16 protein-coding genes and 1 pseudogene are annotated in these 15,472 nt (G+C 68.7%); 13 read left to right on the forward strand and 4 right to left on the reverse strand.

Annotated elements, in window-relative coordinates; all coding sequences use genetic code 11:
• The 8 genes from AOK08_RS01420 to AOK08_RS01450 form a co-directional block, all read left to right on the forward strand.
• On the forward strand, nucleotides 1-253 hold a 253-nt coding region (locus AOK08_RS01420), incomplete at its 5' end, for an ATP-binding protein (RefSeq protein ID WP_198539068.1).
• Entirely contained in the window at nucleotides 246-599 is a 354-nt protein-coding gene (locus tag AOK08_RS01425; RefSeq protein WP_055522808.1) for a hypothetical protein, read from the forward strand. The genes AOK08_RS01420 and AOK08_RS01425, both read left to right, overlap by 8 nt.
• A 109-nt stretch (nucleotides 600-708) precedes the next feature.
• Nucleotides 709-1,917: a methyltransferase, FxLD system gene (fxlM, locus tag AOK08_RS01430; protein WP_055522810.1), complete on the forward strand. Its 1,209-nt coding sequence runs from the start codon at nucleotides 709-711 to the stop codon at nucleotides 1,915-1,917.
• Nucleotides 1,918-1,971: 54 nt separating this feature from the next.
• Nucleotides 1,972-2,121, forward strand: coding sequence for an FxLD family lanthipeptide (locus AOK08_RS42570; RefSeq protein ID WP_198539069.1), 150 nt, complete (start codon nucleotides 1,972-1,974; stop codon nucleotides 2,119-2,121).
• A gap of 94 nt (nucleotides 2,122-2,215) precedes the next feature.
• Nucleotides 2,216-5,284, forward strand: a complete 3,069-nt coding sequence (locus AOK08_RS01435; RefSeq protein ID WP_063793986.1) for a lantibiotic dehydratase — start codon at nucleotides 2,216-2,218, stop codon at nucleotides 5,282-5,284.
• Nucleotides 5,281-6,474 (forward strand): lanthionine synthetase C family protein, encoded by a 1,194-nt coding sequence (locus AOK08_RS01440; protein WP_198539070.1) that lies wholly within the window; start codon nucleotides 5,281-5,283, stop codon nucleotides 6,472-6,474. Before AOK08_RS01435 ends, AOK08_RS01440 begins: the two co-directional genes overlap by 4 nt.
• A gap of 44 nt (nucleotides 6,475-6,518) precedes the next feature.
• Entirely contained in the window at nucleotides 6,519-7,535 is a 1,017-nt protein-coding gene (locus AOK08_RS01445; protein ID WP_055522812.1) for a thiopeptide-type bacteriocin biosynthesis protein, read from the forward strand.
• On the forward strand, nucleotides 7,535-8,383 hold the full coding sequence (locus AOK08_RS01450; RefSeq protein ID WP_055522815.1) for a hypothetical protein: 849 nt from the start codon (nucleotides 7,535-7,537) through the stop codon (nucleotides 8,381-8,383). The genes AOK08_RS01445 and AOK08_RS01450 overlap by 1 nt, the downstream gene beginning before the upstream one ends.
• A gap of 365 nt (nucleotides 8,384-8,748) precedes the next feature.
• Here the strand turns inward: AOK08_RS01450 and AOK08_RS01455 are convergent, their stop codons facing one another.
• Entirely contained in the window at nucleotides 8,749-9,330 is a 582-nt protein-coding gene (locus AOK08_RS01455; RefSeq protein WP_055522817.1) for a hypothetical protein, read from the reverse strand.
• A 700-nt stretch (nucleotides 9,331-10,030) separates the two neighbouring features.
• Nucleotides 10,031-10,819: a phytanoyl-CoA dioxygenase family protein gene (locus tag AOK08_RS01460; protein ID WP_055522819.1), complete on the reverse strand. Its 789-nt coding sequence runs from the start codon at nucleotides 10,817-10,819 to the stop codon at nucleotides 10,031-10,033.
• 181 nt (nucleotides 10,820-11,000) lie between these two features.
• On the opposite strand from AOK08_RS01460, the gene AOK08_RS01465 reads away from it, so the two are divergent.
• From AOK08_RS01465 to AOK08_RS01480, 4 genes and pseudogenes are all read left to right on the forward strand, one after another.
• Nucleotides 11,001-11,585 carry a P-loop nucleotide/nucleoside kinase family protein gene (locus AOK08_RS01465; protein WP_198539071.1) on the forward strand — a complete coding sequence of 195 codons (585 nt, stop codon included), beginning with the start codon at nucleotides 11,001-11,003 and terminating at the stop codon, nucleotides 11,583-11,585.
• 4 nt (nucleotides 11,586-11,589) lie between these two features.
• Nucleotides 11,590-12,576, forward strand: coding sequence for a phosphotransferase family protein (locus tag AOK08_RS01470; protein WP_055522823.1), 987 nt, complete (start codon nucleotides 11,590-11,592; stop codon nucleotides 12,574-12,576).
• A gap of 128 nt (nucleotides 12,577-12,704) precedes the next feature.
• Nucleotides 12,705-13,241 (forward strand): GNAT family N-acetyltransferase, encoded by a 537-nt coding sequence (locus tag AOK08_RS01475; RefSeq protein ID WP_055522824.1) that lies wholly within the window; start codon nucleotides 12,705-12,707, stop codon nucleotides 13,239-13,241.
• 15 nt (nucleotides 13,242-13,256) lie between these two features.
• Nucleotides 13,257-13,433 (forward strand): annotated as a pseudogene (locus tag AOK08_RS01480) (glutamate--tRNA ligase); the annotation flags it as partial.
• Between the two features lie 106 nt (nucleotides 13,434-13,539).
• Here the strand turns inward: AOK08_RS01480 and AOK08_RS01485 are convergent.
• Nucleotides 13,540-13,998 carry an NUDIX domain-containing protein gene (locus AOK08_RS01485; RefSeq protein ID WP_063793987.1) on the reverse strand — a complete coding sequence of 153 codons (459 nt, stop codon included), beginning with the start codon at nucleotides 13,996-13,998 and terminating at the stop codon, nucleotides 13,540-13,542.
• Nucleotides 13,999-14,066: 68 nt separating this feature from the next.
• Nucleotides 14,067-14,771, reverse strand: a complete 705-nt coding sequence (locus AOK08_RS01490; protein ID WP_055522828.1) for a nucleotidyltransferase domain-containing protein — start codon at nucleotides 14,769-14,771, stop codon at nucleotides 14,067-14,069.
• A gap of 190 nt (nucleotides 14,772-14,961) precedes the next feature.
• Here AOK08_RS01490 and AOK08_RS42575 point away from each other — a divergent pair, with 190 nt between their 5' ends.
• A complete protein-coding gene (locus AOK08_RS42575; RefSeq protein WP_338400114.1) occupies nucleotides 14,962-15,438 on the forward strand; it encodes a GNAT family N-acetyltransferase in 477 nt (158 codons plus the stop codon).
• The last annotated feature ends 34 nt before the right edge of the window (nucleotides 15,439-15,472 follow it).

Below are 15,472 nucleotides of genomic sequence, written 5' to 3' on the forward strand. Positions count from 1 at the left end.
GCTGTGCGGTCCGTGGACGCCGGTGGTGGTCCAGGTGGCCGGTCTCCCGGACCAGGTCCTGGTGGAAGTCCACGATCCCGAGCCGGCCGCCGTCCCCAACCGGGGGGAGGAGCCGCCGGACAACGACCGGTCCGAGTCGGGCCGTGGCCTGTGGATCCTGGACGTCCTGGCGCCCGGATGGACGGTGGAGCCCTCCCCGATCGGCAAGCAGATCCGCTGCCAACTGCCCTACGAGGGGAGGAACTGTGCCTGAACCAGCCCCCGAACAGCTGCCGTTCCGGGTCGAGTTCGACGCCGCCAAGGGAGAGATAGTGGTGGCGATGACGTACGGCGTCCCGCCGCAGCAGACGATGCGCCGCAAGGCCATACCGTCGCTGGAGGCCCTCGCGGTCGCGATCGCCGAGCACCGCCACGAAGCGTTCCTCCAGACCCGGCTCGCCCAGCACCTGGCCACCGCCGCCGTCCAGCATCTCGGGGTGGACCCCGTCCGGCTGGACGCCGCCGTCAAGGCCCTGGCCGACCCGACCAGCACCGTCCCCGTCAGCCAGATCCTGCGCGGCGCCGCACCTCAGCAGCGGCATCCGGGCAGCACGGGCTGACCCGCCAAGACCGTATGTCCGGCCGGATGTCCGCACACCCGGCAGGGCAGGCCACCACCCCTCCGCACGAGAACCACCAAGGAGTAACGGCGTGACTACACTCCGGCCGATGGACACTGAAACCCCCACCCCTGCCCGCGTCGACGCGCTGCGAGAGCAGATGATCGCCGAGTTGCGTGAGCTGAAGGCGATCCGGACCGAAGCTGTCGAGAATGCCGTCCGAGCGGTTCCCCGCCACCTGTTCATGCCCGAGGTGTCCTTGGAGAAGGCGTACGCCTCCGAGTACTCACTGACCACGGTGCGGAACGAGCAGGGGGTCTCGCTCAGCTCGGTGTCTGCCTCCCGTATCCAGGCGTTCATGCTGGAACAGGCCGACATCCGCCCCGGGATGCGGGTCCTGGAGGTCGGCTCCGGCGGCTACAACGCGGCACTGATCGCGGAACTGGTCGGAGAGAGCGGCGAGGTCATCACCATCGACATCGACCCGGTCGTGATCGACCGGGCCCGCTCCCTGCTGCCCGCCGCCGGGTACGGACACGTGCAGGCTCTGGTCGTCGACGGCGAAGAGGGCGAGCCCCAGCATGCCCCGTACGACCGCATCGTGGTCACCGTCGAGGCGGCCGATCTCGCACCGGCCTGGGTGGACCAGCTCGCCGAGAACGGGCGGATCGTGGTGCCGCTGCGGCTGCGAGGACTGAGTTGGTCGGTCGCTCTGCAGCGCGAACAAGACCACTTGGTGGCCCGGGACTTCGAGGTCTGCGGCTTCGTCCCCATGCGCGGGGCGGGCGCACGGGACATGGAGCTCGTCATCCTGCACGACGGCGAGGGCGAAGAGGTCGGCCTCCGCCTGGACGGTGAGCAGGTGGACGCCGGCCAACTGCGTGAGGCGCTGTCCAAGCCCCGGACCGAGGCGTGGTCGGGGGTGACCCTGGGGCTGGGCCTGCCGTACGACGACCTGGAGCTGTGGCTGGTCTCGACGCTGCCCGAGTTCGCGCTGCTGGCCGCCACTCGGGCCGCGCGGGACCGCGGTGTGGTCGCCTCCTGGTCGCGCCGAGGGGTCGCCACTCTCCTCGACAGCAGTTCCGGATCCTTCGCCTATCTGACGATGCGGCCGACCAGCCCCGAGCGAACGCTCTTCGAGTTCGGGGCGATCGCTCACGGGCCCGAGGCCGCCAAGGTGGCCGACCGGCTGATCGCGGAGATCCAGGCATGGGGCCGCGACCACCAAGGCCAGCAGCCTGAGCTGCGGGCCCGGCCGGCAGAAGCCCCCGGAGAGGCGTCGTTCCGCTTCACGATCTCCTGGCCCGACAAGCGGTAACGCCCGCGGGACAGGCGCAATGGCACATCCACCCCGATCCACCTGGAGGCAACAGTGGAAACCGTTGGCGAGAGCACCACGGAGTTCGATCTGGACGTGACCTTCGCCGCGAAGGGCACGGTCATCGCGGAGCTCATGAACTCCACCAGCGACAACTGCGGCAGCACCAACGAGAGTGCCTGTGCCGGCTGCATCACCGACTGATCACGGGCACACCAGGCCCGGTGCCGGACCCCCTTCACAGGGCTCCGGCACCGGGCCGAGCCCGGCACCGCACACGATCGAGGGGGTAAAGCCGGTGTACCGGTACGTGGACGCGGCCCTGATACGGGCCGCCGCATATCCGAGCGGGCTGACGCTGGCGCCCCTTCCACCGGAGTCCGGCGATGCCGCGACGGACACCGAGCACTGGCGGCACTGGATCGGGCAGATATGGGCACAGCAGCCGGTCGCGGAGGCCATCGAGCTGGCCAGCCCCGTCCTCGCCCGCCACCTCCACAACATCTGCACCGGCGAGGTCCGGCACCCCAGGCAGGTACGACGAAGCGCGTTCTCACTGCACCGCTATCTGCTGCGATGGCAGTACCGCTCCACGCCGTTCGGACTGTTCGCCGGGATCGCCCCAGCCCGCATCGGCGACAGCCTGACCCTGCGCTGGGGCGACGGACACCGTCCCACCGCGCGGGTGGACGCCGTATGGCTGACGGAGGTGATCACCCGCCTGGAGACCTGCCCCGGACTCCTGCGCCGCCTGCCGGTCACAGCGGACTCCACCTGCTCCGTACGCGACGAACGCCTCCTGGTGCCCTGCCAGCAGCCGGCCCACGACAGCCGACGCGGACCCGGTGAAGTGAGCATGCGATACACCCGCGCCGTCAAAACCGTCATGAGCGCCGCCACCGCGCCCGTGACGGTCGCCGACCTGGCCGGGAAACTCGCCGCCGACTACCCCGACACCCCGGCCGGGGCCATCGAGGCCCTGCTGGCCGAACTGGTGGCCCGCCGCGTCCTGATCAGTGCCCTGCGCCCGCCGATGACGGTCACCGACCCCCTGGGCCACGTGCTCGACCAGCTGGACGCCGCCGACGCCGAGACCATCACCGCCGTAGCGCCCACCGTGCGCGCCCTGCGAGAGATCCGCACGACGCTGACCCGGCACACCACGGCCCCCGCCGAGCAGAGGCAAGCGATGCGAGCCTCGGTCATCGAGGCGATGACGGCTCAAACCAGCGTCGTGGAACAGCCCCTGTCCGTCGACCTGCGGCTCGACTGCTCCATGACCCTGCCCCACCAGGTGGCCCGCGAAGCCGAGAAAGCAGCGACCGCACTGGCCCGCCTGACCCCGTTCCCCTCCGGCTCGCCGGCCTGGCAGGACTATCACGCGCGGTTCCTGGAGCGCTACGGAACCGGAGCACTGGTACCCGTCGCCCAACTCACCGACCCCGACGCCGGACTGGACTTCCCCGCCGGATACCGCGGCTCGCTCCTTGCCCGCCAGACGCCGACCCTGACCGGCAGGGACGAACAGCTCGTCGCGCTCGCCCAGCGCGCCGCCTTCGACGGCACCCGCGAGGTGCACCTCACTGAGGAGGCCCTGACCGAACTGGAACACGGTCCCGCCGACCTGCCGCTGCCCCATGCCGACCTGCGCTTCCACCTCCAGGCCCCAACCCGCCAGGCCCTGGCGGGCGGGGACTTCACGCTCGTCGTCAACGGAGTGACCCCGGCCGCCGGGGCCAGCTCGGGACGCTTCCTGGACCTCCTCGACGCCGCCGACCGCGACCGTATGACAGCCGCCTACACCCGCCTGCCCACCCTGGAGGCCGCCGCGATCCGCGCACAGGTCTCCAGCCCACCGCTGCACGTGCGGACCGAGAACGTAGCCAGGGCCCCGGCCCTGGGCCCGCACCTGATATCCGTGGCCGAACACCCCGAGGGCCCCACCCTGCCGCTTCACGATCTGGCGGTCACCGCGGACGCCACCCGGCTGTCCCTGGTCCAGCTCTCGACCGGTCGGACCGTCGAGCCCGTCGCGCTGAACGCGGTGGACCTGTCCACCTTCACCCACCCCCTGGCCCGGCTGCTGTGCGAGCTGCCGCGCTCCCGCGCCGCTGCCTTCGCCCCGTTCGCCTGGGGCGCCGCCGCCCGGATGCCGTTCCTGCCCCGCGTCCGCCATGGCCGCGCCGTCCTCGTCCCGGCCTCCTGGCGGATCACGGCCACCGAGCTGCCCGGACCCGACGCGACCCTCGCCCAGTGGACCGAAAGCTTGGGCGCCTGGCGGCGGCGTTTCGGCCTCACCGGCGCCGTTCACCTCGGTGACGACGACAAGCGCCTCCGCCTGGACCTGGACCGCAGCACCGATGCGGCGCTGTTGCGCGCCAAGCTGGAGAGGGCCGGGCACGCCACCGTGCGCGAGGCGCCCGACGCGACGGCGTACGGCTGGTTCAACGGGCGGGCCCACGAGATCACCCTGGCCCTCGCCTCCACCCGCACCCCGCTGCCGCGGCGCGCGACCCCCAGGGCGGCCGTAGGCCGCGACCACGGGCATCTGCCCGGCGCCTCGCCGTGGGCGTACCTCAAGCTGTACGGGCCCCCGGACAGGGTGCCCGCCATCCTCACCCAGCACCTCCCGCGCCTCTTCGACGGCTGGGACGATGCGCCCCAGTGGTGGTTCCTGCGCTACCGCGACCCGCACGACCACCTGCGGCTACGGTTCCGCCTCCCGCACCCGCAGGCATTCGGCGACGTCGCGGCCAGGGCCGGCGCGTGGGCGGCAGACCTGCGCCAGCGCGGTCTGCTGGGACGGATGCAATGGGACACCTACTACCCCGAGACCGGCCGCTTCGGCACCGGCGAGGCCCTCGCCGCCGCCGAGACGGTCTTCGCCGTCGACTCCGCCGCCGTCCTTGCCCAGTTGACGTTCACCGCGCACAGCGGCGCGCACCTGCACGCCGTCGCCACCGCCAGCCTCGTCGACCTCGTCGTGTCCTTCACCGGTGACGCCCCCGCCGCGATGCGCTGGCTGATCGACCACATCGACACCCGCACCGCCCCTCACCCCACACGTCTCCTCCATACCGAGACGATGCGCCTGGCCAACCCCCGGGGCGGCTTCGCCAACCTGCGTGGCGTGCCCGGCGGTGAACGTCTCGTCGCGGCGTGGGTGGCCCGCCGCAGCACGCTGGAGAACTACCGGAGTGTCCTCGCGGCCGACAGTAGATCGCCGGAGTCGGTGCTGCCGTCCCTGATGCACCTGCACTTCCTGCGTACGGCCGGAATCGACAAGGAAGGTGAGGACACGTGCTCGCGGCTCGCCCGCTCTACCGCCCTGGCCTGGAGAGCCCGAACCGAAGGAGCCCCCGCGTGAGCAGCTCGACCACCGGTGCTGGTCTCTCACCCGGCACCGTCCACGGCGGAGCCGCGCACGGGCTGCGGGCCCAGTCGCTGGCACGGGGCGCCGCCGGCATCGCCCTGCTGCACGTCGAACGCGCCCAGCGCGGCACCGGCTCGTGGGCCGACGCCCACACCGTGCTGGCCTCCTGTGCGAACGGACTCATCGCCGACGAGGACGCCTCGCTGTACTTCGGGGCACCCGCCGTCGCCTTCGCCCTGCACACCGCGTCGCTCGGCACCGGCCGCTACACCAAAGCCCTGCACACCCTCGACGCCCAGATCGACGAGCTCACCCGGCGGCGCATCGCAGCCGCCCACGCACGGATCGACCGTGGCGAACGGCCCCGCCTCGGTGAGTTCGACCTCTTCTACGGACTGACCGGGCTGGGCTCCTACCTGCTGTGCCGCGACCCGCACGGCGAGACGCTGCGGGAAGTCCTAACCTACCTGGTGCGCATAACCTGGCCGCTCGAAGGAGATGCCGAGCAACTCCCCGGATGGTGGACCGAGTTCGACCCCTCGGGCAGCCTCTCGCAGGACTTTCCCGGCGGCCACGGAAACCTCGGGATGGCCCACGGGGTGTCCGGCATTCTGTCCCTGCTGGCCATCTCCGCCCGCCGGGGGACCGTCGTGGACGGCCAGATCGCGGCGATGCAACGAATCTGCACCCACCTGGACGACCACCGCCAGGACACCGGCACCGGAGTGTGGTGGCCGCAGTGGGTCACGCTCGGCGAGCACCGCACCCAGACGGTGGCGCAGAAGGGCCCGGCGCGGCCAAGCTGGTGCTACGGGACCCCCGGACTCGTCTCCGCCCAGCGACTCGCCGCCCTCACCCTCGGCGACACCGCCCGGCAGCACATGGCCGAACAAGCCCTGCTCTCCTGCCTGGCCGACCCCGCCCAGCTCGCCCGCATCCGCGACGCCGGTATCTGCCATGGCGCCGCCGGGCTGCTTCACACCGCCCGCCGCATCGCCCACGAGGCTGCGGAGACGGGGCTCGAAGAGCACCTGCCCCGCCTGTACGCCCTGCTCCAAGACCAGGAACCCGCCGACGAGGACGGATTCCTCGACGGCCGGGCCGGCCGCGAACTCGCGGCCATGGCCTACGAGACGGAGAGCTCCACAGCCACCGGCTGGGACGCGTGCCTCCTGTCCGGCTGACTGCCCCGCCCCGTTCCCGTACGGCTCGCCGAGGAGGGAATCTCATGCCGCCGAGTACGCCCCATCACGTCACCGAGAGCCATGTCCTGGCCGTCCTCACCGGCACACCGCTGGAACAGACGGCCGCCCAGATCCCCATGGAACCCGCCGACCTCGCCGATGCCGTCGAGGCGTACCGGGCCGCCGGACGCGCGGCGCTCGAGACCCAGGTCCGTCACCGCGAGTGGTTCCAGGTCCGCATCCAGTTCACCAACTGGAACACCGCCGAGGAGACCGCCGCCGCCCGCCTCGGACCCCGACTGCAACAAGCCCAAGAAGCCGGGCTGCTCACCGACTGGTGGTTCCTGCGCAAGTACCCGTACTGGCGGCTCCGCTGCCGACCCGGCCCGAAGAGCACCGCAGCCGACATGCGGACCACCATCAGCTCCGTGCTCGACGACTTCGTCACCGACGGCACTGCCGATCGGTGGCAGGAGAGCATCTACGAGCCGGAAGAGCTGGCCTTCGGCGGCGCCCCGACCATGGACATCAGCCACGACCTCTTCCACGCCGACAGCCACGGCACCCTGACCTACCTGCGGCACCACGACCCCACCGCGCCATCCGAACAGACCGTCGGCAGACGCGAGATGTCCATCCTGCTGTGCACCGCCCTGTTCCGCGGCGCCCGGCAGGACGACCACGAGCAGGGCGACATCTGGCACCGCGTCGCTCAGTTGCGCCCCCTCGCAGCCGAGACGCCCTCGGATCGGATACGCGGCATGATCCCCGGCCTGAAGCGGCTCATGGCCCTGGACACCTCGCCCGCCAGCACGCTCTTCGCCGCAGACGGGCCGCTCCCGCTCGCCGTCACCTGGGCCGAGGCGTTCGCCGTGGCGGGCCGACACCTGGCCGACGCCGCCCGCGACGGCACCCTTGAGCGCGGTCTGCGCGATGTCCTCGCCCACCACGTGATCTTCCACTTCAACCGCCTCGGACTACCCGCCGACTCCCAGGCCGTCCTGGCGCGGGCCGCCCGCGAGGCCCTGCTCAACCCCTCGCACGACAACTCGGGGAAGTGATGTACCCCAAACCGGAGAACTCCGAGGTCACCGACCGGATGCGCGCAGCCCACCATCGAGCCCGCACCGCGCTGCGCGTAGAGCCCGCACCGGACGAATTCGAGGCGTGGGGCTGGCGCGGCCGGACCCTCAGCCGACCCGTCACCGCAGCCGACGGCTCCGCCTGGCTCCGCCTCGCCTCCGCGCCCACCGGGCAGGCCGACAACACCTTCTGGGACGGCTCCCGCGACGCGGAAAACGCCATCCCCTCATCGGTCCCGCGCCCTCGCCTCCGCGAGATCCGCGACTGGACCGACCAGGAGTGGAAATACCGCGCCGAGCTGTACGACCACGTTGACGCCCGCTCCATCGCGCAGTCTCCGACCCTGACCACAGTGCCTGACCTGCCCTCTGCCTGGTGGACGGCACTGCACGCCGCGCTCGCCACCGTCACTGACATACCCACCGACCGCTGCACCATCGAACAGCAGTACCTCGACTGGGCCATGCCCAAGTTCCTCGGAACCCCCATCGACACCCGGGCCCCGGACTGGGCCACAGCCCACGGTGACCTTCACTGGGCCAACGTCTGTGCGCCCCAGCTCACGATCTTCGACTGGGAGGGCTGGGGCCTGGCGCCCACCGGCTACGACGCCGCCATGCTCCACAGCTACAGCCTCCTCACGCCCAGCATCGCAGCCCGCGTCCGCGCCGAGTTCGCTGACGTACTCGACACCCCGGCCGGCCACTTCGCCGAACTCGTCACGATCACCGAACTCCTGCACGGCGTCGAACGCGGCGGCAACCTTCCACTCGCCGAACCACTTCGCCAACGGGCAGCACACCTCCTGGAACGTGCGATCCGGTAAGCATGTTGACGTGGCGAGGCCGACGCAGCACCGGCCGTCCGATGGGACGGCAACATGCGGTACCTGCCTTTCGTCGCCCCGAATCCCGAGGAGACCCCCGGCGAGCCCGCTCTGATCGTCATCCAACAGGACTCCGGCGTCGCTGGCGCCGACTCGTTCGTGATCGGCCGTGGCCCCGTCTCCTGGGCCGAGCGGCAGAGCGACCGGTGGCACGAGACCCACACCCGCGACATCGCTCCCACCGTCTTTGCTGCCCACGAGCACACCCAAGTCGACCTCTTGACCGAAGCGTTCTGGCCTCGCCGGGGGCTGAAGGGGCCGAATGTCGAGCAAACCTGCCCGCTATGTCGAGATCATGCCGCGGTTCAAGGAGTTCCGTCCGGTCCGGCGTATTCCCACGTCGCGCGTAAGCGATAGAAGACCCGGCCGGCGGCCCGGGTTGAGTCTGTGTCAACGCGTTCGAGCACGCCTTTCCCGACGAGGGAAGCCAGGCGGTTGCGAAGACCTTTGCGCGCCTTCGCGTCCCTTAGCGGAATGCCGAGAGCCGTGGCGAGCTGCTCGCTGCACCAGAGTTCGGCTCGGGAGCCGATAACAGCAAGAAGATCTCGTTGCCCTGTCGTTCGGATGGGCACTTTGTCCAGAGCTGGCCGGGGCACCGGCTCCCCGGCCACAAAGGAGTCGACGTCCAGGTCGTCGAGCGGGCCGAGCATGTCGACAGCAATCTGACGCAACCGCTCCAGGCGCGGCCCGACGTTGATCAACTTCGCCGCATCATCCCGCGCGGCGGCGAGGTCCTCGCGCTTGTCGATCTTCTGTCGGAGTGCTTCTCTCAGGTTCGCGATGTCCATGTCGCACTCATCAAGCAAAGCGTCATAGCCACGGACTACCCACGCTGCTTCATCGTCGGTTTCCGCCGACGGTCCCTGGACGGCCTCCTGCTGCTTCATGCGATCAACGGTAGAACGAACGAGTCACATGCAGGCCCTGTTTGACGAACCGCCAGCGCCAGTCCCGGACACCTACGTGACGTATCTCGCCAGGTCAGCCCCAATACGGACAACCGGAGGCGCCCCCTGAGGGCGAGACCCTCACCAGCCCGGGATCTGGACGGCACGAAGCAGCCCAGTGGCGTCGTACGCACCGCGGGGCAAGCGATGCCCGTCACCCCACCAGGAGTGAATCTCCCGCCAGCGGAGCGTGCCCGAGCCGGTCTCCCGCGCCATGAGCTTCAGACAGTCGCTCGTGAAGACGGCAGCGGTCCACACGAAATTCCAGCGATGAGCGGTGACCGGTTCGACACGTAGCCAGGAGCCGACAGCCGGGGGCGCCGAGCCTCCAGCCCCACATCGACGGTCACTTCCGGGCACAGCGGACAGCTGACGGCAGCCTCAATGGACGCCCGTACCCGCTCCGCCCGACTCTGCCGGGCCAACTGGCGATCCTTCATCGTTGACTTGCTCACGAAGTACACCTTCCCCTCAGCCGCTCGGCTGCGCACGAGAATCGGGCCCGGCGAGGGGAAAGGACTGTCTCAGTCCCGGGAACAAGCGCCGAAGGCGCAAGTTCCAGAGCAGGTCGGACGGGCTACGTCGGTGCACCTTTCTGCAGGTGGGGAGGAGGACTCGGATCCGGTCCGGTTCCGAGGATTCACTTTCCCAAACCGCGCCGGATGGCGAGCTCCACGGGCGAATAGCATCCATCCAGGCGTTCGAGCCGATACTGCTCAGCCGGGTAAAGCGGCGGCTGCGCCAGGAACCGCGGGGACATCCCGCGGTGAGGCTGGGCAGCGTGCACCAGGAACGGGTGACACAGGTAGACGTCGCCCGCCTCGCCCGTGGCCAGTACCTGCGGCCGGCCTGCGGTCACCTCGAAAAGGCCGGTAGCAGCAAGATCGTCAGTGCTCATCCCATCCTCCCCAGCGGCCTCCAGACGTGAGGGGACGTCCAGGTGCGAGCCCATGCGGATCCGCGTGGGAGCGTCGTTCTCCGCGGTGTCGGAGAAGAGGAACAGCATGAGCAAGGCACGACTGCGCGAGCGGATATTCACCCACGGAGGGCCACTCTTCTGCTCCTCGGGGTGGTAGCTGCCGTCGATGTGCCACCCGTCGTCACCGGGGCTGCGGGGGTGGGGGAATCGAATCGGGATTGACCCGATGCTGGTGCGCGGTATCCATCTGCCCGACCCCGCGAGCTGGTCGAATGCCCGCAGGAGGCGGGGAGTGTTCGCAGCGGTACGGAAGGGCTCCTGGGCGCAGGAGCCCAGCCGGATCACCGGCTCCGTCCACGTCGCAGGATCGTCCGGGTCGCATCCCGTCTCCTGCCAGCAAATGGCACGGCACTCAGCCGCCACGTCGGCAGGGAAGGCTTTGTCCACCCGGACGAAGCCGCTGTCAACGAACTCCTTCACCTGCGTTGCGGAGAGTCCTCTACTGGACATGCCCGTCCTTCTCGATGGGAGTAACTATCCTGAAAGGAAAGCGGGTTGGTCGTGTTGCGTCGAATCAATTTCAGCGGCCATGGCGAATCCCGTCATCTGCCACGCAGCGGGTGGTTTCAGCAAGGCCCGCGGTGAAGCAACTCTGTGGCGGAGCGCCGCCGGACGCTGGCAGGCTGCCTCCGTGAAGCAAAACGAGGTGCTGCTAATCGGTGGGCGTGCTGGCGTCGGCAAGACAACGGTCGGGTGGGAGGTCTCCGCACAGCTGCGCGCCGCGGACATTGCTCACGTGGTCGTAGAAGGAGACTGCCTGGGGCAGGTGCATCCAGCTCCGGAGGGCGATCCGCGCCGCTCGGCAATCGTCGAGCGAAACCTTGCCGCCATGTGGACGAACTATACGGAACTCGGGTATAGGCGGCTCATCTATACGAATCCCCTCAGCGTGTTGTCCGATGCCGTATGCATGTTCGAGCGCGTGATGGGGTCGGATGTGAGGCTCGTGCGGGTCCTGCTCACCGCCACCGACGCCACTGCCGGCGAACGGTTGGCGGGCCGGGAGCTCGGCTCGGAGCTTGAGAAAGAGATTGAGAGCAGCGTCTACAAGGCACGTCTGCTGGATGAGCAAGCACCTGCGGATATCGCGCGGGTAGTGACCGACAGCCGGTCCGTCGTGGACATCGCGCGCCAGGTAGTGGCCACCACCGGATGGATCAGCCCAGTCCCGTACGAGAAATCCGTCGCGCAGGGGCAATGCCTTCCTCCACTGTGAGGGGATGCCGAACATCAACACTCCGCGCCTCCAGTACAGCTCCACGGCCGTACGCCCGCGCTGGGACGACCTCCCCCAGGACATCCGTCGGCTCATCTCCCGGCGCCTGGGTGGTGTAGTGGTCGCAGGGCCGAGCGCCGGAAGCGGGTTCACCAGCGGCTTCGCCGCTGCGCTCCGTGGAGCTGGCGGGCCCGAGTTCGTCAAGGCAGTCAACGCCAACGAGAATGCGGTGATCGCCGACAGCTACCAGCGCGAGGCGTTGATCAACCAGGCCCTGCCGATCGAGGTTCCGGCACCCCGCCTGCGGTGGACCGAGGAGACGGAAGACGGATGGATCGTCCTTGGCTTCGACGCGATCGACGGTGGCCGCATGCCTGCCGCGCCCTGGCGGCCTGACGAGCTTGCCTCGACCCTCGACGCCTGCACGATCAAGGCCGAGGCGCTCTCCACGCCCTCGGCGGCGCTCCAGAAGGTCGGGCTCAAGCCGATCGGTGACGGCAGCGACTTCGCGGACTGGCGTGACCTCACCGGCGGCGCCACCAGCCCGAGCATCCTGCCGGAATGGGTGCCCACCAACAGGCTCGACGCCCTGGCCGAACTGGAATCCCACTGGCGACAAGCCGTGGCCGGCGATGCAGTCCTCCACCATGACCTGCGTCAGGACAACGTCCTGATCGACACGGGAGGCGCTGCCTGGATCTGCGACTGGAACTGGCCCTGCCTCGCAGCGAGCTGGTTCGACCTCGTGCTGCTCCTGGCCACAGCACACGCAGACGGCCACGACGCCACCACCCTCTTTGCGGAGCACCCCACCGCCCACGGAGTCGATGGGGAGCAGCTCGATGCGGCTCTGGCCGCCCTCGCGGGCTTCTTTATCGTCTCCGGCGCACAGCCCCCGGCGGACTGGTCGCCCCACATTCGCCAGCACCAGACCTGGTGCGGCGAGGTCACTCTGTGCTGGCTGGCAACCCGGCGCGACTGGAAGCTCTGATCGGAAGACGTTCGCTGACAACCGCCGAGCCCGGGTTGCCAGCCGCTCCCTCCAATCGATCTTTCACGGCTGCTGGACGCTCGAAGGTTTCCGCTCTTGGTCCTCAGTCCGAAGAGAGGCAAAGGTCCATGACCCACCTGATCGAACCACCCCAGACCGGTGACGCCGCAGCGATCAGTCAAATCCAGCTGAAAGCCTGGCTCCAGACATACCCCAACAAAGAGGCCGGGATCGACGAGGCGTGGATCAGAGACCACCGTGGCTCCACGACCACCGCTGAGGGCATTGCCCAGTGGCGGGAGTTCATTCAGGAAGCGAACAACCAGCCAGACAGGCTCTTCTGCCGTACCGTTCGCTCCACGGCAGAGATCGTCGGGCTCATGTGCGGCCGCAGAGACGAATGGGTCACTCTCGGACCCATGTACCTCCTGAACGAAGCCCAAGGCCACGGCACCGGAAGCCAGCTGATGAGCGAGTTCCTCGACTGGGCAGAGGACGCACCCATACGCCTGTGGGTGACGGCCTACAACGAGCGGGCCATCCGCTTCTACGAACGCTACGGCTTCACGCCCACCGGCGAGCAAGAGCTCTGGAAAGGACGACTGCCGAACATGCGCATGGCCCGCGGCACTGCCGAGCACACAGGCACGCGACCACCCAATTAGGCGGTGCTGGAGGAGGCGGCTGTCGAGTGCGGGCTCAAGCTTGGAAAGGCGCAGGCCCCGGTGCGAGTCGCGGTGACAGGCCGAACTGTCGGACTGCCCCTGTTCGAGTCGGTCGAGATCCTTGGCCACGACCGCACACTGACCCACATCGACACCGCGATCGGGAAGATCACGGGCCACTCGCCCACCTGAAGACCACGGAAATCAGCCATCGGGGCGGCGGAACTACAGCCGCCACGGCCATGGGGACGGCGGAACTACTCCGCCGTCCCCATGGCCATCAAGACTCTCCGGCCACCTAGCTGCGGCGGAGACGGTGGTCAAGTTCCCACAACGCTGTCCGGTTGGAATCCCAACGCACCGCCGACATTGCCTCATTGAGGGAGAACCAGCTGTACTCGGTGTGCTCGCTGGACAGCGCCAACTCCGATGCGTCGGCTCGGACACCGAAGGCATGCTCAGGAATCACCAGGACCTCCGGCCCCCACGTGCACTCGCCAGTGACACTCACCACTGGAATCGACGCCCGCGCATCCAGTTCGATGAACTCGAAGTCGCCGGCCAAGCCGGCCTCCTCGGCGGTCTCTCGCCTGGCGGCCTGGAGCGGTGCTTCACCCGCCTCACCACCACCAGCCACCCCCTGCCAGTAGGCGCCGTCCAAGCGACGGAACAAGGCGTAGAGCAGCCCTTCCTCAGTCTGCCGGTACGGCAGCACCAACACCTGGAACGGAGCGCGACCCTCCACGGCTTCAGCCATCGCTCCACGGTAGTGCCGCTGGGCCGCCTACGGTGCCGATGGGCCTACATCTCAGCCTGTCCTACCCGTCACGGAGTTCCACTGCGCCGATACCCGGCCCACAATCGTCCGCCAGCCCGAGCCAGGACATCGTCAACGACGCCAACAAGGGCGTCGGTCTGCCCATCCAATGCCCCACGGACAGCATGGTGCAGGCGGGCATTGAGTCCAGGTGCTGCGGCATCGAGGCGGCGTGCCAGCCACTTCCCGCCGCCACCCCATGCCCCGCCGAGGGCCAGCGCGAGCTCACCTGTCCGCCTCGCCAGCTCTGAGGCGATGAACAGCTGTTCGCCCTGATCGGTGCTCCCAGCGAGATCGTCCAGGAGATCCGTGATCGCATAGCGGGAGTCCTCGATCTCTTCTGCTGGCATCGCAGGTGGACCCGCGAGGGCCAGTTTTCTGGCTTCCGCAGCCAGACGCTCGCCGAGCCCATCTGCGTCGAAGAGCAGTTCGCCGTCCGCACACATCCATAGCAGTGGGGACCGGCGCTTGCGGGTTTCCCGGTCTACGAATGCGTGCCAGGTCTCTTCGGTGTGTACGAAGAGTTCCACGGGCCAGTCACCGTGCTGGAGGCTCTCTCTGTACGGAGCCGGCAGACCGTGCAGCAGCACCACGATGTCCAGGTCGGACAAGGCCGTGCGGTGCTCCGTCAGCACGCTGCCTCCCAGAAATGCCGCTCGAGCGGCAGGGTGACGTTCTTCTACAACGGCGCGGGCAACGACAACCGGATCCATGCAGCCACTATCGGTATCCAGAACGCGTTACGCATGTGGTTTCTTCAGTCACTCGGGCGACCCGTTCCTCGGATGCGAATTGGGTGGCGAACGCACTGCTGCGGGCGGCAAGATTCGGTCTATGCGGATCGCTGAGTGTCAGGAACACGAGGTTGCACTGCTCGATCGGCACATTCCGTCTCCGGGCGTAATGTCATCCCACGCTCGTCGATACGCCAGACAGCAAGCCGGGTCCAGTACGTTTCTCGTTGCCTGGCGCGATGGACAGCCGGTCGGAAGCTGCGAGGTGAGGTGGGACGGGTGTGCTGCTCCCGAAGTCCAGGCAGCTCACGGGGACTGCCCGGAGATCAACGGTCTGGGAGTGTGGCCGGAGTCCTTCCGGTCCCAAGGGATCGGAACAGCCCTGATCCGCGCGGCTGAGGAACTGGTGCGGAAGCGCAGCGGTAAGCGCATTGGGCTGGGAGTGGACGAGAAAAACCCTCGGGCGACGGCTCTCTACTCCCGACTGGGCTACCACCCTGCTGCTCCATACCTCGACCGCTGGTCCTACCGGGACGTCGAAGGCGTGACGCATCAGGTTACCGATGCCTGCACCTTCATGATCAAAGAGTTTCCACCCCGACAGCTCCTGAGCGGCAACGCTGTCTCACCAGGGGGTCATCGGTAGCGAGTGCGTCTTCGAGGAGGAAGCGGACAGCGAT

The organism is Streptomyces graminilatus (assembly GCF_001418565.1).
GTDB lineage: Bacteria > Actinomycetota > Actinomycetes > Streptomycetales > Streptomycetaceae > Streptomyces > Streptomyces graminilatus.